The sequence below is a fragment of the Bacillus sp. FSL K6-0255 genome, from assembly GCF_045040725.1.
Taxonomy (GTDB): Bacteria; Bacillota; Bacilli; order Bacillales; family Bacillaceae; genus Bacillus; species Bacillus subtilis.
On sequence record NZ_CP150278.1, the window covers coordinates 211,315 to 233,497 of the forward strand.

22 protein-coding genes and 2 pseudogenes are annotated in these 22,183 nt (G+C 41.1%); 19 read left to right on the forward strand and 5 right to left on the reverse strand.

Going from position 1 to position 22,183, the window contains the following annotated elements; genetic code table 11:
- Positions 1-117: 117 nt before the first annotated feature.
- From MHB62_RS01200 to MHB62_RS01260, 13 genes and pseudogenes are all read left to right on the forward strand, one after another.
- Positions 118-1,290: an MFS transporter gene (locus tag MHB62_RS01200; RefSeq protein ID WP_003234904.1), complete on the forward strand. Its 1,173-nt coding sequence runs from the start codon at positions 118-120 to the stop codon at positions 1,288-1,290.
- A 77-nt stretch (positions 1,291-1,367) separates the two neighbouring features.
- Positions 1,368-1,784, forward strand: a pseudogene (locus MHB62_RS01205) (hypothetical protein); the annotation flags it as partial.
- A gap of 415 nt (positions 1,785-2,199) precedes the next feature.
- Positions 2,200-2,367: a sporulation killing factor gene (gene skfA / locus MHB62_RS01210; RefSeq protein ID WP_009966416.1), complete on the forward strand. Its 168-nt coding sequence runs from the start codon at positions 2,200-2,202 to the stop codon at positions 2,365-2,367.
- Between the two features lie 66 nt (positions 2,368-2,433).
- Complete coding sequence (gene skfB / locus MHB62_RS01215; protein WP_003234902.1) at positions 2,434-3,666, forward strand: sporulation killing factor system radical SAM maturase; 1,233 nt, start codon at positions 2,434-2,436, stop codon at positions 3,664-3,666.
- Positions 3,663-5,153, forward strand: a complete 1,491-nt coding sequence (skfC, locus tag MHB62_RS01220; protein WP_032722868.1) for a sporulation killing factor biosynthesis protein SkfC — start codon at positions 3,663-3,665, stop codon at positions 5,151-5,153. The genes skfB and skfC overlap by 4 nt, the downstream gene beginning before the upstream one ends.
- Before the next feature lie 18 nt (positions 5,154-5,171).
- Positions 5,172-5,891 (forward strand): sporulation killing factor ABC transporter ATP-binding protein SkfE, encoded by a 720-nt coding sequence (gene skfE, locus MHB62_RS01225; RefSeq protein ID WP_003234899.1) that lies wholly within the window; start codon positions 5,172-5,174, stop codon positions 5,889-5,891.
- A complete protein-coding gene (gene skfF, locus MHB62_RS01230) occupies positions 5,884-7,299 on the forward strand; it encodes a sporulation killing factor system integral membrane protein (protein WP_003234898.1) in 1,416 nt (471 codons plus the stop codon). Before skfE ends, skfF begins: the two co-directional genes overlap by 8 nt.
- 46 nt (positions 7,300-7,345) lie before the next feature.
- Positions 7,346-7,861, forward strand: a complete 516-nt coding sequence (skfG, locus tag MHB62_RS01235) for a sporulation killing factor biosynthesis/export protein SkfG (RefSeq protein ID WP_003234897.1) — start codon at positions 7,346-7,348, stop codon at positions 7,859-7,861.
- A 4-nt stretch (positions 7,862-7,865) separates the two neighbouring features.
- Positions 7,866-8,291 (forward strand): sporulation killing factor biosynthesis/export protein SkfH, encoded by a 426-nt coding sequence (gene skfH, locus MHB62_RS01240; protein ID WP_003246390.1) that lies wholly within the window; start codon positions 7,866-7,868, stop codon positions 8,289-8,291.
- A 248-nt stretch (positions 8,292-8,539) separates the two neighbouring features.
- Entirely contained in the window at positions 8,540-9,517 is a 978-nt protein-coding gene (locus tag MHB62_RS01245; RefSeq protein ID WP_015715154.1) for an alpha/beta hydrolase, read from the forward strand.
- A gap of 1 nt (position 9,518) precedes the next feature.
- Positions 9,519-10,190 (forward strand): two-component system response regulator YbdJ, encoded by a 672-nt coding sequence (gene ybdJ / locus MHB62_RS01250; protein ID WP_015252948.1) that lies wholly within the window; start codon positions 9,519-9,521, stop codon positions 10,188-10,190.
- A complete protein-coding gene (gene ybdK, locus MHB62_RS01255; RefSeq protein WP_017694961.1) occupies positions 10,187-11,173 on the forward strand; it encodes a two-component system sensor histidine kinase YbdK in 987 nt (328 codons plus the stop codon). Before ybdJ ends, ybdK begins: the two co-directional genes overlap by 4 nt.
- Positions 11,174-11,231: 58 nt before the next feature.
- Positions 11,232-11,491: pseudogene (locus tag MHB62_RS01260) on the forward strand (hypothetical protein).
- Here the strand turns inward: MHB62_RS01260 and MHB62_RS01265 are convergent.
- Complete coding sequence (locus MHB62_RS01265) at positions 11,476-12,246, reverse strand: protein kinase domain-containing protein (protein WP_017694962.1); 771 nt, start codon at positions 12,244-12,246, stop codon at positions 11,476-11,478. The pseudogene MHB62_RS01260 and the gene MHB62_RS01265 overlap by 16 nt on opposite strands.
- Before the next feature lie 85 nt (positions 12,247-12,331).
- Positions 12,332-13,189 carry a hypothetical protein gene (locus MHB62_RS01270; protein WP_015715159.1) on the reverse strand — a complete coding sequence of 286 codons (858 nt, stop codon included), beginning with the start codon at positions 13,187-13,189 and terminating at the stop codon, positions 12,332-12,334.
- Positions 13,190-13,320: 131 nt separating this feature from the next.
- Here MHB62_RS01270 and MHB62_RS01275 point away from each other — a divergent pair, with 131 nt between their 5' ends.
- The 4 genes from MHB62_RS01275 (at position 13,321) to MHB62_RS01290 (ending at position 16,779) form a co-directional block, all read left to right on the forward strand.
- Positions 13,321-14,505, forward strand: coding sequence for a DUF4885 domain-containing protein (locus MHB62_RS01275; protein WP_014478665.1), 1,185 nt, complete (start codon positions 13,321-13,323; stop codon positions 14,503-14,505).
- A gap of 317 nt (positions 14,506-14,822) precedes the next feature.
- Positions 14,823-16,211: an amino acid permease gene (locus tag MHB62_RS01280; RefSeq protein WP_015252942.1), complete on the forward strand. Its 1,389-nt coding sequence runs from the start codon at positions 14,823-14,825 to the stop codon at positions 16,209-16,211.
- A gap of 111 nt (positions 16,212-16,322) precedes the next feature.
- Positions 16,323-16,571 carry a sigma-G-dependent sporulation-specific acid-soluble spore protein CsgA gene (csgA, locus tag MHB62_RS01285; protein ID WP_003234887.1) on the forward strand — a complete coding sequence of 83 codons (249 nt, stop codon included), beginning with the start codon at positions 16,323-16,325 and terminating at the stop codon, positions 16,569-16,571.
- 16 nt (positions 16,572-16,587) lie between these two features.
- A complete protein-coding gene (locus tag MHB62_RS01290) occupies positions 16,588-16,779 on the forward strand; it encodes a DUF5370 family protein (protein WP_003234886.1) in 192 nt (63 codons plus the stop codon).
- A 26-nt stretch (positions 16,780-16,805) separates the two neighbouring features.
- Here the strand turns inward: MHB62_RS01290 and blaOXA are convergent, their stop codons facing one another.
- A complete protein-coding gene (gene blaOXA / locus MHB62_RS01295) occupies positions 16,806-17,609 on the reverse strand; it encodes a class D beta-lactamase (protein ID WP_003234885.1) in 804 nt (267 codons plus the stop codon).
- Between the two features lie 170 nt (positions 17,610-17,779).
- On the opposite strand from blaOXA, the gene cypC reads away from it, so the two are divergent.
- Complete coding sequence (gene cypC, locus MHB62_RS01300; protein ID WP_003234884.1) at positions 17,780-19,033, forward strand: fatty-acid peroxygenase; 1,254 nt, start codon at positions 17,780-17,782, stop codon at positions 19,031-19,033.
- Positions 19,034-19,073: 40 nt separating this feature from the next.
- Here the strand turns inward: cypC and MHB62_RS01305 are convergent, their stop codons facing one another.
- The gene (locus MHB62_RS01305) at positions 19,074-19,334 is read right to left on the reverse strand and encodes a hypothetical protein (protein WP_003234883.1); all 261 of its coding nucleotides are present in this window, start codon (positions 19,332-19,334) and stop codon (positions 19,074-19,076) included.
- A 268-nt stretch (positions 19,335-19,602) separates the two neighbouring features.
- Here MHB62_RS01305 and MHB62_RS01310 point away from each other — a divergent pair, with 268 nt between their 5' ends.
- Complete coding sequence (locus MHB62_RS01310) at positions 19,603-21,222, forward strand: APC family permease (RefSeq protein WP_015715164.1); 1,620 nt, start codon at positions 19,603-19,605, stop codon at positions 21,220-21,222.
- 46 nt (positions 21,223-21,268) lie between these two features.
- Here MHB62_RS01310 and MHB62_RS01315 read toward each other — a convergent pair whose 3' ends face one another.
- On the reverse strand, positions 21,269-22,150 hold the full coding sequence (locus MHB62_RS01315) for a glycerophosphodiester phosphodiesterase (RefSeq protein ID WP_003246382.1): 882 nt from the start codon (positions 22,148-22,150) through the stop codon (positions 21,269-21,271).
- Positions 22,151-22,183 lie beyond the last annotated feature (33 nt).

Genomic DNA, 22,183 nt, shown 5'->3' on the forward strand with positions numbered 1-22,183 from the left:
TCAAAAGATGTTTATTTTTATATCATACATATCGACATATTACGATGTGTTTATTTTTTATAATAACATATCGATAATTCGTGATATGTTTATTAATAATTAAGGAGTGAATGTTTTATGTCTAACACTTGGAAAATTTATATTTTAGCCATTGTCAGCTTTTTAGTTGGAACCTCAGAGTACATCATTTCCGGAATTTTGGATCAAATTGCTCATACTCTCGGGATCACTTTAGCTGCCGCGGGCCAGCTTATTACCATTTTCTCACTTGTATATGCTCTTTCTACACCCATACTTATGGCGTTGACAGCAAGTATGGATAGACGCAAATTGATGATGTATGCCCTAGGTTTGTTTGTGTTCGGTAATGTCCTGGCTTTTGTACTGCCTGGTTATGGATGGTTTATTGCAGCGCGGATCATTATGGCGATGGGAGCAGGTGTGGTTGTTGTCACCGCATTAACGATTGCGGCTAAGATTGCATCGGAAGGGAAGCAGGGCAGTGCCATCGCTACGGTCGTGATGGGATTTACCGCTTCTTTAATCATTGGTGTTCCGCTTGGAAGAATGATAGCAGTAGCATTAGGCTGGAAGTCTGTATTTGGAGCAATTGCTTTGTTGGGATTGATCGCAATGGTCGTTATTTTCTTTACTCTTCCGTATACTGAAGGGGATAAGCCTGTGCCTTTGCTTCAACAGCTTGCTCTTTTCAAAAAACGGAAAGTTGCTATGGGATTATCAATCACTTTCTTCTGGCTCGGGGGATATTCTGTTGCTTACACTTATTTGTCACCGTATCTCTTGAACATCTCAGGTATAAATGGCAAGTTGCTTAGCGGTGTTTTGCTTATATTTGGAATTGCTAGTTTGGTTGGATCAAAGTTTGGGGGATATAGCACCGATAAATGGGGAGTACCCTTTACACTCGTTGGCGGGATGACGTTGCATATCGTCACACTGATTCTGCTGTCACTTGTTACTCATTCCTATATCGGAGTGTTGGTGATTCTCATATTATGGTCGTTTGCCGCATGGTCCACCGGTCCGACACAGCAATTTCACCTGGCTACAATAGAACCGGAAATGTCAGGTGTTTTGCTTAGCATGAATCAGTCAATGATGCAATTCGCCATGGCGGTCGGCGCAGGTATAGGAGGGGTTTTTGTGGAAAACGTATCATTGGCCTCGATTACCTGGGTTGGTGCGTTAGGGGTTATGATTGCAATTATTGCATCATTGCTGATTTTCAATTCGCAACCGAAACAAGCGCTAAAAGATATCAATCAATAATTTCGAAAGTTCTAACATCCGCTCGTTATACAAGCGGGTGTTTTTTTTAGCGTAGTCAGTCCATGCATGAGTCTTCCAAGGGCCGACATCGTTCTGTATGTGTCGAAGGTGCACTGAAGCTGAATGAGATTTCTTAAGGCTTTGCCGCGGCGAGCTGAAGTACAGTACGATTGCCTTGATCGAACACTGGAAACACAAGAGAACGTAAACCTGAACATCCGCGTAAACGTCAAGGAAGTTGCCACTTGGGGAGTAAACACTTGCATCATCTCGCTGAAAGGCCTAGACAATGCGGATGACAGATTCGTATTGCCGGAAGTAAACACAGCGCTTGCTCTGTTTCCGTTGTCGATTGCAGCTGATTGCTTACTAATGCTGCCCTGCATCTCGGTTGTGATGTCGATAAGCAGCGTAATGAAGAGTGTTACTGTGGAGTAAGATGTTTAACCCCTCTGGATATTTTAGCCGAAGGGGTTTTTAGTATAGATATTTGATTTAAATTACAGGAGACTTCATTCATTTAACCAAAGTCATTGCTTTCTTAATCACTAAAGTTTATTTGAAAATAATCTCTTGATTTAATTTCCTCGAAGAGATTTTTTGTCAATCTATTAGGCATCAGAATTTTTATAACATAATGGACCGTCTTTTTGACGTTTTGTTTATAGAACAAGAAAATATTCAAAACATAAGTGGAAAATTAGGGGTGAGCTCCTGTTTTTCTCGAGAGGATAGCTTGTCAGCTTTTCTATTTTTAAAGGGTTAAAATATTCTATTTATACTAATTAATGTAATTTTTAGGATAATATACAAAATCCCCCTTACTTCGACAATTGCAATCTGGTATTATCGTATCGCATGGGAGCTATGTCAATAGACTCTATGCAAAAATTGAGAGGAGGTTTACTTATGAAAAGAAACCAAAAAGAATGGGAATCTGTGAGTAAAAAAGGACTTATGAAGCCGGGAGGTACTTCGATTGTGAAAGCTGCTGGCTGCATGGGCTGTTGGGCCTCGAAGAGTATTGCTATGACACGTGTTTGTGCACTTCCGCATCCTGCTATGAGAGCTATTTAACATTTGAGAATAGGGAGTTGAGCGTATTTGCTTATACTCCTTATTTTCTCTTAAGGGGGATTTTATATGTCATATGATCGTGTTAAAGATTTTGATTTGCCAGAGTTAGCGGTTCATTTACAGCCTCATGGTGCTGTAATGATTGATAGAAAAAGTATGTTTTATTTCAGACTCAGTGGACGTGGAGCACAGTTGGCGTTTCTGTTATCAAAAAACAAAAATCTTCATAAAACGGCACGTATTTGGGAGATTATGAAAAAAGAAGAGATGAGTGCTGACCAATTAAAAGAAGAGCTTAGTGCCCATCCATTTACGGAGGCTTGGACGGAAGGGCTGTTAGATCAGCCTTTACACGTTTCGGGTTCGCTAGATTCATATTTACCTATTAGTTGTACCTTACAGTTGACAAATGCTTGTAATTTAAGCTGTTCGTTTTGCTATGCCAGCTCAGGTAAACCATATCCTGAGGAATTATCTAGTGAACAATGGATATTGGTTATGCAAAAGCTAGCAGCCCATGGAGTTGCTGATATTACGCTGACCGGGGGTGAAGCAAAGCTGATCAAAGGGTTTAAAGAATTAGTCGTTGTTGCAAGTTCGTTGTTTACCAATGTGAATGTATTTAGTAATGGATTGAACTGGCGAGATGAAGAAGTTGAATTACTTAGTCACTTAGGCAATGTTTCTGTACAGATTAGTATTGATGGTATGGATAATACACATGACCAATTAAGAGGCAGAAAAGGCGGCTTTAAAGAAAGTATGAATACCATTAAAAAATTATCAGAAGCAAACATTCCAGTGATTGTCGCTATGACCATTAATGAGTCCAATGCTGATGAAGTATCAGATGTGGTGGAGCAATGTGCCAATGCGGGTGCTTTTATCTTTCGTGCAGGAAAAACGTTATCTGTTGGACGTGCGACAGAAGGCTTTAAGGCTTTGGATATTGATTTTGAAGAAATGGTTCAAATACAGCTTAGGGAAGCACGTCATAAATGGGGAGATCGCCTGAACATAATTGATTGGGAGCACGAAGAGAGTTCGTTCACAACAGATTTTTGTACACCAGGATATCTTGCTTGGTATATAAGAGCAGATGGATACGTAACTCCTTGCCAATTAGAAGATTTGCCGCTAGGGCATATTTTAGAAGATAGCATGGCTGACATTGGTTCACCTGCTCGTTTGCTTCAGTTAAAATGTGAAGCAAAAAATTGCAAATGTATAGGGAAAATTGAGCTATCTGAACCGGACTTACCTTTTCAAAAAGAAGTCAAGGCAGGGATTCAGGAATGAATAGTCTATCATTGGTGTTCTGGAGTATTTTAGCAGTTGTTGGATTACTGTTATTTATTAAATTCAAACCCCCAACAATTGCTTCACTACTCTTAAGCAAAGATGAGGCAAAAGAAATAAGCATTCAATTTATAAAAGAGTTTGTTGGGATAGATGTAGAGAACTGGGATTTTTATTCAGTATATTGGTATGACCACGATACAGTAAATAAACTTCATCACTTAGGCATACTTAAGAAAAATAGAAAGGTTTTATATGATGTTGGGTTGGTCGAATCATGGAGAGTCCGTTTCGTTCACCAGAATCAATCATTTGTAGTTGGTGTCAATGCCAATCGAGAAATCACTTTTTTTTATGCGGATGTTCCGAAAAAAACCCTTTCGGGGAAGTTTGAACAAGTTTCTCCAGAGACACTCAAGCAGAGGTTAATGGCTTCACCTGATGGACTTTGGTCTAGAGCAAATATGACTGGTACTGGTAAAAAAGAGGAGGATTTTCGCGAGGTCAGTACTTATTGGTACATAGCGGAAGCGGGAGATATTCGGCTCAAAGTGACTGTTGAATTACAGGGCGGCCGAATTTCTTATATTGGTACTGAACAAGAAATACTAACAGATCAAATGAGTAAAGTCATTCGAGATGAACAAGTGGAATCGACATTCGGAGTATCTGGTATGCTGGGTTCAGCTTTAGCGATGATCCTTGCGATTCTCATCCTTGTATTTATGGATGTGCAAACAAGCATAATCTTCAGTCTTGTTCTGGGTTTGTTGATTATAATATGCCAGTCATTGACGCTGAAAGAAGATATTCAATTAACAATTGTAAATGCTTATGATGCAAGAATGAGTGTCAAAACGGTCAGTTTATTAGGTATTTTGTCTACACTTCTTACAGGATTATTAACAGGATTTGTAGTATTTATATGTTCATTGGCAGGAAATGCGCTTGCTGGTGATTTTGGATGGAAAACGCTTGAACAACCAATAGTTCAGATTTTCTATGGAATAGGAGCAGGGCTCATTAGTTTAGGAGTGACTTCTCTGCTGTTTAACTTATTGGAGAAAAAGCAATATTTACGAATTTCACCTGAGCTTTCTAACCGAACTGTCTTTCTATCAGGTTTTACCTTTAGGCAAGGATTGAATATGAGCATACAAAGTTCAATTGGAGAAGAGGTCATCTATCGGCTATTAATGATTCCAGTCATTTGGTGGATGAGTGGAAATATCCTCATCTCCATTATTGTATCTTCCTTTTTATGGGCGGTGATGCACCAAGTAACTGGATATGACCCAAGGTGGATACGTTGGCTGCATCTATTTATATTCGGTTGCTTTCTGGGAGTTCTCTTCATCAAATTTGGTTTTATTTGTGTATTAGTAGCTCATTTCATTCATAATTTAGTACTCGTCTGTATGCCGCTGTGGCAGTTCAAGCTTCAGAAACATATGCATCATGATCAGCCAAAGCATACTTCACTCTAATGATTAGGAGAAGATTTGATGCAATTGATGCAAGTACAAAATTTAAGCAAATGCTATCGAAATGGTGATGGGGTTGAACATTTGTCTTTCTCAATTCAACGAGGAGAAATCGTGGCGCTATTGGGGCCAAATGGAGCTGGAAAAACAACGACAATTCGATGTTTGACAGGTCTCTATAAGCCGGATAAAGGAGATATCCTCATTGAGGGTTCTCCTCCAGGAGATATAAATGTTCAAAAAAAAGTCGCGCTTATTCCTGATCAGCCATATTTGTATCCCGCTTTAACTGCTGCTGAACATATTCAGTTTAGGGCAAGAGGATATCATCCAGGTAAAAAAGATGTAAAAGAAAGGGTTTATCATGCATTGAAGGAAGTGCACTTGGAGGAGAAAGCAAACCAATTGTGTGGTCAGCTGTCAAGAGGCCAAAAGCAGCGGGTTGTCCTGGCGGGGGCGATTGTTCAAGACGCTTTGCTGTATATATTAGACGAACCGACTGTGGGCCTTGATATCCCATCAAAACAGTGGCTCTCTAACTGGTTAAAAACTAAAACCGATCAAGGGTGTTCAGCATTTGTATCAACTCATAGTCTAGAGTTTGTTATAGAGACAGCAGACAGGGTGATATTAATTAGAGACGGCAAACTCATGCAGGATTTGTATGTTCCTCAATTCGAAGAACAAGCGGAATGGAGAAAAGAAGTGATTCGTCTTCTAGGGGAATGGTCAGATGAATAATATCATTTCTTTTTTATGGCTTCAGTCAAAAAGGCGTTTTGTAAGTCAAGGTCAGGAAAAAAAAATGCCTTTTTTGATCATGCTCCTTTTTGTTGGGGCCATCGGATTTCAAGTAAGTTTTGTTTCTAGATCTACGACATGGGATATGAGTATTGCTGGTTGGGTACTTACAGGTGTTTTTATCCTTTATACGGCATTTGGACTTTTTTCAAATCGATTACCAAGTCAAATGGCAGATATTATATGGCTTTATGGCACTGCCACATCTTTTTCAAAAGTTGTGTATAGTGTTTTATTTTTCAGCGTCACTTGGAAGGCGTTGCTTTGGATCATCTCAGCCATATTCGGTGATGTATTAATTGTGCTTCTGTCTGGTGATCATATCAATTTATTAGGCCGATCCATAATTTTTGTAGGGCTCTTTTTTATCGCTGAAGTGTGGTTGATGTCGGTCTCTTGTGCCAGAACAGTGAAGAAAATGAAAAGGGTATACGTTTTAGTCTTTCTTCTAATGTTAGGCATTTACTCCATATGTCTTTATCGCTTCTTCTTTCTCCAACATTCATCTGGGATATGGGAGAGCATTGCCCGTTTTATTAGTGGCGTTGGATTAGTGTTTGATACATTGTCACCGTTGTATGTGGTTGTATTTATTGGGATTATCACAGTCTCTTTTATGACAATTGCTTTTACGAGCCGTCAGGTAGAAATGAAGGAATCGTTGGTGAAAGAAGCTGAATTCTGGGAGGAATTTCAAGAACGTCAATTTGGTTCAGGTCAAATTATACAGAAACCAAAAACGACTTGGTGGGGCTTGCAAGGTCTAAATGGCATTTGGTCTTTTCTGTGGTTGGAACTGTTGCTTTTTAAAAAATATTTATTTTTTCATAGCATTCATACGGTCATGCTCAGTGGCGTCTTTTATGTCGTCATTTTCATGTATCCAGAATGGTTTTATCTTCTTTTCTTTCTTATCGTCTCGGCAGTCATGTTAAGTTCCTATTATTCAGGAATTGTCAGACATTCTCAATCAGGCACCCTTCATTTATTCCCCGGTGCCCTTTGGAAAAAAATCATTATTCTAGAGCTGACGAATACAGTCTGGTTGTATATTCTTTACTGTGTTTCTATTACTTTTATGGCAGTTGGGAATTTAGTTTATTGGTATATATATGGCTTAGGGATATATATATGGTTCATGACAATAAGGCTTTTTGCTTTTACCCATACAAACCGAAACGATATTAAGCTTTCATTGCCTCAATACTACAAGTCATTTTTTATGGCATTAGGCCTGAGCGGCATTTGTTTGTATGTCATTCATTTATTGACTGCTGACTGGTATACATTAGTGGTGGTCGTCTGCATAGGGAGCCTAAGTTGGTGCCTGTTTTATCGTTTCAGATAGTGGTTATGTAGAGTTATTGTTTTAAAACGAGGAGAGGGGCTCTTTTATGAATTCAAATGGTGATAAATTGTCGTTATCTGTTCAGAATTTAGCGAATACAAATGAGATCACAATTGTTCAAGCGATAGGTGAGCTAAAGAAATCGGGAAAAGATGCAATACCAGTTTTGGTTGAGGCCTTAAAAGAGGAAGGCTCTTTGTGTAATATTGCTGCAGCTGTTTTAGGTGAGTTTGGGGAAGACGCGAGTGAAGCAGCGGAGGAGCTATCATGTTTATTAAAAAGTCATGCCGAAGATACAAGAATGGCAGCGGCGATTTCATTAATGAGAATCGGGAAGCCCAGTCTGCCCTTTGTCATCAAAATCGCTCAAGAAAGTGAAGGGCAATCGTGCTTTTGGGCATCTTGGTGTATTGCATGGATTGATCCGTCTTGCATTGAACCTAAGATGTATAAATGTCTAAAATACGAGCATGAACATCCTTCAGGAATAGTTGCTCCGTTTGCGGCTGAAGAGGCGTTAGGAAAGCTGATTGCTTTTCAGCTGAAAGATAAGGAGGACTGAAAGGATGAAAGATGAACAAATGTTGACTGAATGGCCAAGTCATTTACCATGGTTGAATCAATCACAGAATGATTTTACATTTCCAAGTGACACATATCTTCTTCTTTATTTTTGGTCAATGAGCTGTCCAAACTGTCACCAATTAACAGACAAAGTCCTTCAAGATATAAAGGATATGAATGTGAAAGTAATCGGAGTACATGTCCCCTATATAGAAGAAGAGAAATCTATGGAGGTTGTCTTGACGTATGCTCTTGATAGGGGACTAGCTATTCCGATTGTATTAGACCAAAACTATGAGATCGTCACAACTTGTCACGTACAAGGCATCCCCAGCTTTTGTCTATTAAGTCAATACGGTCAGATCATTACTAAAACGATGGGAGATGTTGGTTGGGATAAGATGTTAAAAAAGATTGCAGGCTTGTGAAATTTTCCGTCTTGTATGTGCGACAAACGGTTGAATATTATGATGAAACGGTCCTTCCTATAAGCAGGAAGGTTTTTTAATGAAATATTTTTTTATTAGTAGGTAAATTCATCAAATGTTCTGCTATGCTCCAAATGTACACCTTTCCGTAAGGGCAAAGTTAAATGTGAAAATAAAACTGTTCCAAAGTTAATCAGAAATTTATTTTCATATTGTATCCTTTCAGTATCACGTGAAAGGAGCATCATATGAAAACATTATGGAAAGTCCTAAAAATTGTTTTTGTCAGCTTGGCTGCTTTGGTTTTGCTTGTATCCGTCTCGGTATTTATTTATCACCATTTCCAGCTAAATAAGGAGGCGGCACTGCTGAAAGGTAAAGGCACAGTAGTCGATGTTGACGGTAAAAAGATGAATGTGTATCAAGAGGGAAGCGGGAAGGATACGTTTGTGTTTATGTCCGGTTCGGGGATTGCTGCGCCTGCTTATGAAATGAAGGGGCTGTACAGCAAGTTTTCAAAAGAAAATAAGATTGCTGTTGTAGATCGGGCAGGTTATGGATACAGTGAAGTGTCTCACGATGACAGAGATATTGATACGGTATTGGAACAGACGAGGAAAGCGCTTATGAAAAGCGGAAATAAGCCTCCTTATATTTTAATGCCTCATTCGATATCCGGGATTGAAGCGATGTATTGGGCACAGAAATATCCTAAGGAAATCAAGGCCATTATTGCGATGGATATTGGATTGCCCCAGCAGTACGTCACGTATAAATTGAGCGGAGTTGACAGATTGAAAGTGAGAGGGTTCCACCTGTTAACCTCGATTGGTTTTCATCGGTTTATGCCTTCCGCTGTATATAATCCTGAGGTGATTCGGCAGTCGTTTTTAACTGATGAAGAAAAAGAAATCTATAAAGCCATTAACTTTAAGCAATTTTTTAATGCAGATATGGAGCATGAGCTTTTACAGTCTTACCAAAACGGCAGCAAATCTGTGAATCTGCCGGCACCAAAGGAAACTCCCGTCTTGATTTTAGATGCGGTCTCTGACCAAAATAGACATTCAAAGTATGCTATACAAAACCGAAAAGACTATGAAGCGTTTGCGGCTCAATTCAATACTGCCGATATAAAGGAACTGAGGGGAACACACAGTATTTATTTATATCAGCCTGATCAAATATATAAACTGTCCATGGAGTTTATGAGAAAGGTTCGCTAGGATGAAGGGATATCATATTTTAATCGTGGAAGACGATGTGATGATTGGTGAATTGCTGCAAAAGATTTTGCAGCGTGAGGGATATCGTGTGATATGGAAAACAGATGGAGCGGATGTGCTTTCGGTGATTCAGAAGGTGGATTTGGTCATTATGGATGTGATGCTGCCGGGTGAAGACGGGTATCAAATGTCTGCAAAAATCAAAGAGCTGGGGCTGGGCATTCCGGTAATTTTTCTTTCGGCCCGTAATGATATGGACAGCAAGCTTCAAGGTTTACAGATCGGCGAGGATTATATGGTAAAGCCCTTTGATCCGAGAGAGCTGCTATTAAGAATGCGGAATATGCTTGAGCATCATTATGGGACCTTTACGCAAATCAAACATTTGTATATTGATGCGGTAACGAAAAAAGTGTTCAATGAAAGCCTGCATGATGAGGTATTATTTACTGCGATTGAGCGGAAAATTTTCTTTTATTTATATGAAAATAGAGACAGTATCCTGACAAAGGAACATTTCTTTGAATATCTATGGCAACTCGAAGATAGAAACCCGAATATTGTCAATGTGCATATTAAAAAAATTAGAGCTAAAATCAATGATCAAGCGGGTGAGATGATTGAAAATATATATGGAGAAGGGTATCGGCTGAATACCGTTGTGAAGAAATGAAGCTTAAGACAAAATATCAGTTGTTATTGTTTACGGCCGTCATTAGTGTTCCAATGCTATTGCTGGCGGTAAGTGTTTTGATGTCGGTGATTTATGACAGCATGTTTAAACCGATGAATCATGGTATGCCCTTTCACAGGTCGTTTGCGTACCCGGCAATGATCGTTGTATTTTTGATATCACTCTTATTGTTAGCTTTTTTATTTTCAAAGTCGATTCATTCTCTGTTGCATAAAATCAATCTATTAAATCAAACCATTCGGCATTTGGCGAGTGATCAAAGGGTGCCCGATAAAATTGAAGTGAAGCGTGCTGATGAAATCGGGGAACTGATCAAGTCGGTCAATTTGTTAATTGAACGGACGACATATCGTGAACTGGAGCTGAGACAGCAAGAGGAAATCAAAAAGGAGCTTTTGCAAAAACTGCGGCATGACATTAATACACCTTTAACGGCTCTCAGGCTGCAGTTATTTTATTTGGAAGACCAATGTCATGGTCAGGCTGTATTCGAATCATTGTATCAGCAAATCGAATATATCTCGGAATTAACCAATGAATTCAATCTATATTCCGCTGAGACGCTGGAAAGCTCTTATATTGTAAATGAAGAAGTGCGTCTAAACGAGCTATTAGAAACAGCGGTGAAAAAGTGGGATTATTTATACAGTATGAGTGGGATTGAGCTGCACTATAAGGCGGCAGATCAAGATGTGATATGGATGAGCAACGCGTTATGGATGCAAAGGCTGTTTGATAATATTTTTCAAAATACGTTAAAGCATTCAAAAGCTGAAAAGATGGAAGTCACGATTGAACATGACAATGTTTTTATTCGTGATGACGGTATTGGATTTGATCGGAATGAGAGCAGTGAGGGACTTGGGTTAAAGATTATTGAGGATACATGCAGGCTGCTTGCGATTACTTATGAGCTGCATACAAATGATAGCGGAACGGGGTTCTTGTTTTCAAAAGAGTGACCCCGCTGATGTTTTTCTTTCTCCTATAAAATTTATATAATAGGGAGAAAGAAATGGGGTGAACAGCATATGTTTAAAAAAATCATCAAAACGATTAAGTACCTCTCAAGCAGTTCTAGTGACCGATATCGCAGACACCGGCATTACAGCAGCAGCCGGCGCAGACATTATCGCAGCTACAGCAGCTCGGGCAAAAGAAGACACTACGACCGTTATGGCGGCAGTCATCGTTACAAACGCCGGAGCTACAGCAGCAGTTAATCCAAAAAAGTTCTTGTTCCGCTTTTGGGACAAGGGTTTTTTTATGTGACCGATTGAATGGCCCGGTTTAGATCCTCGCGAATGGAAGCGGTGTGCTGATACTCTTCCTCAATGCCCAATAATCTTTTCAGCAGCAAGGTTACTTCCTTTGTCAGTGTTAATTCCTCCAGCCAAGTGCCGTTTTTCTTCTTTTTTCCTTTATATTGAGAGTACAGCAGGAATAACAGCGTTTCTCCGAGATCGAAGAAGTCATCCTGTTTTCGTACCTTTATTTCCTCCATTTCTTCAGGAGTCAATTGTTTGGCAAGGCCGAAATCGATGAGGCAGAGCCTGCCGTCATTGATGATGATATTAGGCGTTCTGATGTCGCTGTGGAAGATAAGGCGATCATGCAGGTATTCTATAATCTCAAGCAGCTGCGAAATCAGTTGTAATGCCATAAGCTCTGTGAACGGCTGTTTTCGAAAAAATAATAATTCTTCTATATTCTCTCCCTCAATGAACTGCATGACATAATAAGCCTGTCCGTCTATGATGAACTCATCTATGAAGCCCGGAATTTGCGGGTGGTGAATGCTATTGAGCAGTTTTATTTCCTGTTGGAATCGGACTTTCTCTTTTTCCTTTTTCGCTTTTGTCGGCCGAAGCTGTTTTAAGACATAAGGTGTTTGAGTTAGGATATCGGTGCACAAATAAACCAAACCGTAGCCTCCCATACCGAGGCACTCTTCGATTTTGTATTGATGATTTAAGATAACGCCGTTCTTTAGAGGGCGGTCAAATAGCAGTTTTTTTAGAAGTTTTAATGCCATGTCTGCACTTCCCTTGGTTGTACTGACTATAGTTTACCTTCTAGACAGAGAATAAAAAAGAGCCGGATCACCGGCTCGGTATAAGTTAAAACTGCTTTGTCACGTCGTATTCATAATCTATTTTTGCTTTTACGTTGCTCATCGTCGATCTGGCTGTCGCTAATGTATTATATTTAAAACTCCATACCTTTGCCACACTGAGTTGATCTGACAAAGAGATATCATAAGACCCTGAAGTCGAGCTGTTTACAAGAGCACGGCGCCATTCGTTGTTTTCGCTCGTCATGATCAGGTGGCGTGTATTTCCCTGGCTTGGTGTTTGAGTGGCGGTTGTCTGAACTCTGGTTACAATGGCATCACGCGGTATCCCGGATTGGTTTGTTAAATCAACCTTGATCACGCTGGAATCAGAACCTGAGGGGCTAAGGCTTGTATTTCCTTTATTTTCAGCAACGCCGCTGAATTGGAATGTTCCGCTGCCTGATTTGATTCGGTCTTCAATTGAAAGTGTAAAATACATGTTTCCGGTATAGGTGCCTCGTGACACTTTCACATAAAAGGTATCCGTCGTGTTTTGGGCGTCTGCATTTGCATAAATAAAAGAAGAAAACGTATTAGGGTTAATGACTTCTGTCCCTTGAGAAACAGGTATTCTATTCTTATCATAAATTTCAATTTTCATCCCTGTATACGCGCTCTGGTATGTACTCCTCACGTATACTTTTTCTCCCTTATTAGCCGTAAAAGTGAAATAGGCTTCATCTTGACCAGCTTCCAGTATTGTTGTATCGATATTTTTATATTTCCAATAACCGATCGGCATTGCGGTATCAAATGAATTGTTTCCTGTGATAGCAGTGACTCCGGCAGCTGATGCCGAATACGTAAAGGTGAATAAGACAGACAGCATAACAGCGAATGGAATAAGCCATTTTTTCACCATGCAAACAACCTCCTTTTATTTCCATCATACATAATAACGATTTAGGTGTAAATAAATGTTTTTTGAGGTTAATATATACATTATCTTTGCCGATAAAAAAGAATAAGAGAGAATACTCGGGAGGGAATTCAATGCGTCTGAATCGGCAATTTATCCGCACTCAGCTGATGGCACAGAACATATTGAGCAAGAATGCGCCTGCCAAACGGGAGAATGCGACTGAAAATCCAGCGGCAGTTCTGGAAAAGGCATACAGCAGGCTTAAGTCACAATCTTCAACTGGGGGAATCAATCAGTTCAATTATTCTAAAACCAGCGTGTCGGGAAACAGCGGGGCGTTCAGCAAAGTGTATCAATCAGCGAATGATCGAACAGTGACAGACACAGGGGAAGAAACAGTGATTCAATCCCAAAACCACTATGAATCTGAGAGTGATATCAGAATCAAAATACTAGATGAAAAATACAGCAGGATGAATGCGATTAATAAAACAAAGTCTGATCCATTAGGCTATATTAAGGATAAGTACCAAAATTCAAAGTCTCCTTATTTCAGAAGTGATCTGTCAGCTGCAGAAAGACAGGCCGCTTACGATAATGAAACAGAATGGTTATTCAAAGGGAAGGCGCAAAACTATAACCTTCAGGATGCTGTGTTTCGGAATGTCACATTTCATGGGGAAGTGGAAGCTGAGAATGAAAAGGTGTATCAGCGGGGACAGGTTAACCAGCAGCTGCAAGTACTGTTGAATCGAAACCATATTCATATTCCAGAGGGGACAGAGCTGACGTTTACAATCACACCGATTGACTATCAGGTGCGGGTAAGCGGGTCAGACGATCAGGATCTGATCAAGCAAATTGAGCAAGTGCTGCAATCTGGAGACAACAGCAAAGAACTATTTTTGCACATCATGAAAAGCCAAAGCAGTGATTCAGCACAATTTTCCGAAGAGGCCTATCAAAAGTATCAGGCTGCTCGTGAGATGTATGAAGTTACAGGCTACCATTTGAAGGATTTAGAAGTGATTGATGGGCGGTACGTCACGCCTGAGGGACGTGACTTAATGGATGTATATAAGGAAGAGCTTGAAAAAGATCCAGTGCAGAAACAAACGGCTTCTTATGCTATATCTTACTATCGTTCAGAGCTCAGTAAAATCGCGGAAGCCGGGTATAATGCCATTCCGGATTTCATCCTTTCAATTGATTACAGCAATGGATCTCTGAGAGATGTGGGACAAAGCAAGAGCTATGGGACCGGAGATACCGGGTGGCTTGAAGCATTAAAGCGTCAAACGGGTGTGAATTATTAGGTAAGCTGTTCATGTAGGACAGCTTATTTTTTATGAGAATCTAAGGGGTGAATTAATCCCAATATTCAAATAATTTTATTATTTTTATATAAAAGATTTTAAAAGAAGTGAACGATTCAAAACTCTGAACAAAGGTGTTTGCCTGAAAAAAACAATTGTATTTTCCAGAGAAATTTATTATGATGAAATAAGTAATTTAGGAGATTATATAACAATTTTAAGTTTGAATTTTCTGATTGTTATCACTGATTCATGTGAAGGCAAGCAGGTCTGCTGTTTTCTCATTTATGAGTATTTTGTTAGGAGGAGGAAGAGGAGTGGCAAATAAAGAATTAAAGAGGGGCCTGGGCGCGCGCCATATTCAGATGATCGCCTTGGGCGGTACAATCGGTGTTGGCTTGTTTATGGGTTCTGCCAGCACGATTTCATGGACTGGCCCATCTGTCCTTCTGGCTTATGCAATATGCGGAATTTTTATCTTTTTTATTATGCGTGCGATGGGTGAAATGCTGTATGTCGAGCCGAGCACAGGTTCTTTTGCGACGTTCGGCCATCAATATATTCATCCGATGGCAGGTTATATAACAGCATGGAGCAACTGGTTCCAGTGGATTATCGTCGGCATGTCAGAAATTATCGCTGTCGGTTCTTATATGAAGTATTGGTTCCCGGATTTGCCTGCTTGGATACCTGGTATCGTGGCAATGGTGATTCTTGGTGCGGCGAATTTAATTTCTGTTAAGTCGTTTGGCGAATTTGAGTTTTGGTTTGCGATGATTAAAATCGTGACGATTATCTTGATGATTATTGCGGGAATCGGAATTATTTTCTTCGGTTTTGGCAATGGCGGAGATGCGATCGGTTTGTCGAACCTGTGGTCTCACGGGGGCTTCTTTGCAGGAGGTTTCTCAGGTTTCTTCTTTGCACTGTCTCTTGTCATTGCAGCCTATCAAGGAGTTGAGCTGATCGGGATTACAGCGGGTGAAGCGAAGGACCCGCAAAACACGCTAAGAAATGCGATTCAAAGTATTATCTGGCGTATTTTGATTTTCTACATTGGCGCTATTTTTGTGATCGTGACGGTGTATCCTTGGGATGAGCTCAACTCACTCGGAAGTCCGTTTGTGTCTACGTTCTCGAAAATCGGGATTACGGCAGCGGCCGGCATTATTAACTTTGTCGTGATTACTGCGGCAATGTCCGGCTGTAACAGCGGTATTTTCAGCGCGGGCCGCATGCTGTATACACTGGGTGTCAATGGACAAGCACCGAAATTCTTTAAGAAGATTTCACGCAATGGTGTGCCGCTGTATGGCACAATTGCGGTGCTGATCGGTTTGGCTGTCGGTGTTGTACTGAACTATATCGCGCCGCCGAAGATCTTTGTCTATGTATACAGCGCAAGCGTGCTCCCAGGGATGATTCCTTGGTTTATCATTTTGATCAGCCATATCGGATTCAGAAAAGCGAAGGGTGCTGCATTAGATAAACATCCATTCAAAATGCCGTTTGCTCCTTTTACTAACTATTTGACGATTGCTTTCTTGCTGATGGTTCTGGTTGGCATGTGGTTTAACGATGATACTCGTATCTCCCTGATTGTAGGCGTGATTTTCTTAGCGCTTGTGGTCATTAGTTATTATGTGTTTGGGATTGGCAAACGCACGCAGGCCAATTTGACAAAAAGCGAACAAGCAGCTGAATAACGATAAAAAAGAGACATTCGCGGATGTCTCTTTTTTTATTTTTTGCGTATGGATTTTCCCTATTTTAGCAAGCTATAGGGTAAAGATAGCAGAAGGAAAGGTGTTCATAAAATGGATGTTACACTCGGTTATTTGCGCGAATCACTTTCGAATCATCTAGAAAATGAAGTCTGCCAGCGTATTTGCAAGAAGATGCTGGCGAAGCGTTATGCAAATGAAGAGGAATTTGTAAAAGACTTAGATGATAATGAAATGTCTTTTTTGAACCATGTATTAGAAAAAGAAATTAAGTATGCCCAGAATGAACAGGATCAAAAACGGGCCAAGGAATTAAACGAGGTGTATGAATTACTGCTTTGAGAAAGGCGGGTAAGAAATGGGAGCAATTGAACGAAGCGGATATACATTTCAGCCGGAGTTTAGCGTTGTCCGTCAAAACGGAGCCATCCATGTGTACCATCAAGGAGAATTTGTGGAAGAAATCGAATTTGAATTTAACGGGGAATATCCCGATCATGATTTGATTGAAGAGCTTGTGAATCATTATTGTTTTGAGCATGAGATTTAGAGCCCTGCCGTGCAGGGCTCTTTTATTTAGGATGTGATCAGGCCATACTTTTTCAGGATATCCACGGTGATGTTTTTGGCTTTTGTGCCGGAATCATCGACATTGGTGACAAAGACATAAGAGCCATGCTCTGTTTTGATGAATCCGACAAACCATCCTAATCCCATATCTGTCAGGCGAGTTCCGGTTTTCCCGTAGAGCGTGTAATGATCGCCTTCCTCTTGAATCATCATGCGCTTGACGGTTTTCATTACCGGCTTGTCAAATGGAAGCTCCTCGTTAGCCAGTTTCTCCAAAAAAGTTTCTTGTTCCAGCGGAGATATTGTGAGCGAGCTTTGCAGCCAAAACTGGTCGATTCCCCCGCTGATATCCTCGTTGCCGTAAGATAGAGTATGAAGCCATGTTTTCATTCTTTCCTCGCCGATATCTCTCGCTAATGCCTGATAATACCAGATTGCGGATTCGCGCATGGCCGAGCCAAGCGTATGGTCGCGGTTCCATGATTCGAATTCACGCTTGACCCCGTCCCATCGTTTAACATCGTATTCATCTCTTACAGCTTTGACCTGCAAACCGATTAAAGCGTTCACGACTTTAAAGGTGGATTGCGGAGTTTGTCTTTGATTTGCCCGTTTTCTGTTATAGACAAATGTCTGATCCTTTTGTAAATCGTGAAGAATGAAGGTTCCATCCGTATCCTTGAATTCATCATCGACATTCATTCTGCTGACATTCAAGTGTTTTTCATGAGCAGATGATGCTGCGTGGACGGAAAAGCCGCCGATCCCTGCAATACTCAGCACAAGCACAACATATATCCATTTTTTCATTTTGTTCTCCCCTTCGTTTTGATTAAACCTTTTCTCTCTTTCGTTTGTTCTTCCTTTAAAAAATAATCAAAAAGCGCTTAAATTTGGTTTTGTAAACAAATACTGTTACTGGGTTTATAGTCGGAAGATAACGTGAAAATAGAGGGTAAAAAGGAAGGCAGGGTAAGCGGATGAATGAGCAGATTCCACATGACAAAAGTCTCGATAACAGTCTGACACTGCTAAAGGAAGGGTATTTATTTATTAAAAACAGAACAGAGAGCTACAATTCAGATCTGTTTCAGGCCCGTTTGTTGGGAAAAAACTTTATTTGCATGACTGGCGCTGAGGCGGCGAAGGTGTTTTATGATACGGATCGATTCCAGCGGCAGAACGCTTTGCCTAAGCGGGTGCAGAAAACGTTGTTTGGCGTCAATGCAATTCAGGCGATGGATGGCAGCGCGCATATCCATCGGAAGATGCTTTTTCTGTCATTGATGACACCGCCGCATCAAAAACGTTTGGCTGAGTTGATGACAGAGGAGTGGAAAGCAGCAGTCACAAGATGGGAGAAGGCAGATGAGGTTGTGTTATTTGAAGAAGCAAAAGAAATCCTGTGCCGGGTAGCGTGCTATTGGGCAGGTGTTCCGCTGAAGGAAACGGAAGTCAAAGAGAGAGCGGATGACTTCATTGACATGGTCGATGCGTTTGGTGCTGTGGGACCGCGGCATTGGAAGGGAAGAAGAGCAAGGCCGCGTGCGGAAGAGTGGATTGAAGTCATGATTGAAGATGCTCGTGCCGGCTTGCTGAAAACGACTCCCGGAACAGCGCTGCATGAAATGGCGTTTCACAAACAAGAAGATGGAAGCGAGCTGGATTCCCGCATGGCAGCCATTGAGCTGATTAATGTACTGCGGCCGATTGTTGCTATTTCTTACTTTCTTGTGTTTTCAGCTTTGGCGCTTCATGAGCATCCGAAGTATAAGGAATGGCTGCGGTCGGGAAGCAGCCGGGAAAGAGAAATGTTTGTACAGGAGGTCCGCAGATATTATCCGTTCGGCCCGTTTTTAGGGGCGCTAGTCAAAAAAGACTTCGTATGGAATAACTGTGAGTTTAAGAAGGGAACATCGGTATTGCTTGATGTGTATGGAACAAATCACGATCCTCGTCTATGGGATCATCCCGATGAATTCCGGCCGGAACGATTTGCGGAGCGGGAAGAAAATCCGTTTGATTTAATTCCTCAAGGCGGGGGACACGCCGAGAAAGGTCATCGCTGTCCAGGGGAAGGCATTACAATTGAAGTCATGAAAGCAAGCCTGGATTTTCTCGTCAATCAGATTGAATACGACGTTCCGGAACAATCACTGCATTACAGTCTCGCCAGAATGCCGTCATTGCCTGAAAGCGGCTTTGTAATGAGCGGAATCAGACGGAAAAGGTAAATCAAAAAAGCTCTCTTCCTTATCGAAGAGAGCTTTTTAATTACTTCTTTTTTTCATCGTAGTATTGGACGGGATACATGGAGCCTTCAGATACCATTTTGTTGTCCTCGATATCTTGCGGGTCCGGGTGGCCGGCTTTATCGACTGGGAACGTTTCCATGTCTGGCTGTTTTGTTATTTTCATCTTCATGCTGTGAATGAATTCTCTTGCCTTTTGGCGATTTGACGGGTCTTTTAATAGATAAGAAGTGATGCCGACAGTTGAAACAGCGAGACCTGAAAGTAACAGCTTTTGTTTCATGGTGATACTCCTTTCTATTTTAAGAATAGTGTTTCCTGTATCATTCCCGTTTTGGTTATAGCTAAACCTCTTGTGTTTTTATCATTGAAATTTACAGTAAATACTATTTAGAAAGAAACTAGTGACTTCATTCCTGTATTGGAAGGTAATATACATTGACTTATTATTATTTTCAGTCAAAATTCGATAAATATTGACAAAGTAAAGTAATCAGAATAATAATATAATTAGCAAGAAAATGTCATCCTACATGAAAGGTGTTAACGATATGAATCAATTGCATCGAAGAATGGGAACGTTTTCCCTCATGATGGTCGGGCTCGGGTCGATGATTGGCTCAGGCTGGCTGTTCGGGGCGTGGCGTGCGGCCCAAATAGCAGGACCAGCTGCTATTATTTCGTGGGTTATTGGAATGGTCGTCATTTTATTTATTGCTCTTTCTTATAGTGAATTAGGATCTATGTTCCCTGAAGCTGGGGGAATGGTAAAATATACGCAATATTCACACGGTTCGTTTATCGGTTTTATTGCAGGCTGGGCCAACTGGATTGCGATTGTGTCCGTCATTCCGGTTGAAGCGGTGGCCTCCGTTCAATATATGAGTTCTTGGCCTTGGGAATGGGCGAAATGGACAAGCGGTTTGGTGAAGAATGGAACGCTGACTGGGGAAGGACTAGCATTTGCCTCTGTATTGCTTCTCATTTATTTCCTGCTGAACTACTGGACAGTTAATCTATTTTCCAAAGCGAATTCATTAATTACGATTTTTAAAATTATTATTCCGGGTCTTACGATTGGAGCTTTGCTGTTTGTCGGATTCCATGGAGAAAACTTTACTAGCGGTCAAAGCATTGCGCCGAATGGCTGGGCAAGTGTGCTGACGGCGGTTGCCACTTCCGGTATCGTTTTTGCGTTTAACGGTTTCCAAAGCCCGATTAATATGGCGGGTGAAGCAAAAAATCCGGGGAAATCAATTCCGATTGCGGTTGTCGGCTCTCTTTTCGTTGCGACAGTGATTTATGTCCTGCTGCAGATCGCCTTCATCGGAGCGGTGAATCCTTCTGATATTGCTCACGGCTGGAGCCATCTGAATTTTAATTCTCCTTTTGCTGATCTGGCGATTGCGCTGAATATTAACTGGCTTGTTATTGTGTTATATGCAGATGCATTTGTATCACCGTCTGGAACTGGGATTACGTATACGGCGACAACGTCCCGAATGATTTACGGAATGGAAAAAAACAAATACATGCCGAGTATATTCGGGAAGCTTCATCCGATTTACGGCGTTCCGCGACAAGCAATGTTCTTTAACTTGATTGTTTCGTTCATCTTTTTGTTCCTGTTCAGAGGATGGGGCGTATTAGCGGAAATTATTTCTGTTGCTACGTTAATTTCTTATATCACCGGCCCGATCACAGTGATGACATTGAGACGGACGGGGAAAGACCTGTACAGGCCTCTTCGTTTAAAAGGCTTAAATGTGATTGCTCCGCTTGGATTTATCTTTGCGTCACTGGTGCTGTATTGGGCGCGCTGGCCGTTAACAGGACAGGTTCTGTTTATTATCCTGATCGGTCTTCCGATTTATTTCTATTATCAGGCGAAGGCGAAATGGAAAGGGTTTGGCCGGAACTTTAAAGCCGGCGTCTGGATGGTGTTTTATCTGCTGGCCATGATGGTTATTTCTTATTTGGGCAGTGATAAATTCGGCGGCCTGAATGTCATTCATTATGGCTGGGATATGGTTCTGATTGCGATGGTATCCCTTGTATTCTATGTGTGGGCGCTGAAGAGCGGCTACCAGACAGAATACTTAAAGGATGCGAAAGAGATAAATTCTCAGCTGCTTAATGGACAGTCAGAAGCTGCTGCCGGAAAAGAATAAAATATAGAAGAAAACCTTGCGATAGTTGTCGCAAGGTTTTTTGCTTTTAATAACCCTTTTTTACTTTGTGGAAAAGATCAGGATAGTTGGTGAACACTCCTGTTACGCCCCAATCAAGCAGGCGATGCATATCAGCTTCATTATTGACTGTGTAAGGATGAAGCAGGAGGCCGTGGCTGCGGATCATACGGACGTTTTCTTGATTTAAAGCTTTATAATCCGGGCCCGCACCGACAGCGTATGTTTTGATTTCTTCCAGGGCAGCATCTGTCATTGACGCCATTTGTTTGGCTTCCAGCAATTGAACGGTCGGCAGGTTTGGCTGTAATTGATGGACTTTTACCAGGCTTTCTTTGCTGAACGATTGAATGATCACCTGGCCTGGCTTAGAATGCTTTCCCAGTAATTTATGTTTCTGCAAAGAAGCGATCAGTTTTTCTTCCATACCTGGGTAGGTGTCAGGCGATTTTGTTTCAATGTAGTAGTTCGCGTGCTTTCCGAAACGGTCTAATACCTCTTCTAATGTAGGAACTTTAAGGCCGACGTACTGCGGCTTTGCTTTTTCCGGATAGGCTTCATTAAACCAAGAACCGGCGTCAAGCTTCTTAATGTCTGCGAGCGTATGGTCTTTCACCCAACCCATTCCGTTTGTGGTGCGGTCCAGTTTTTCGTCATGCATGACAATCAATTTTCCGTCTTTTGTCATTTGCAGATCCAATTCAATAAAATCAGCTTTCATTTTCTGAGCGGTTTCGTAAGACAGAATCGTGTGCTCAGGCACATATCCAGAAGCCCCTCTGTGCGCGACGGTCAGGATACGGTCAGGTGACAGCAGGTTTCCTTTTGACGCTGCCGACACTGGCGTTACCATAAATGAGAGTAAGCCCAGCGACAGAACAAACAAGGCCAGTATTCTATTTTTTCTCATGATTTCTCCTCCTTATAGATAAGCACTACCTGT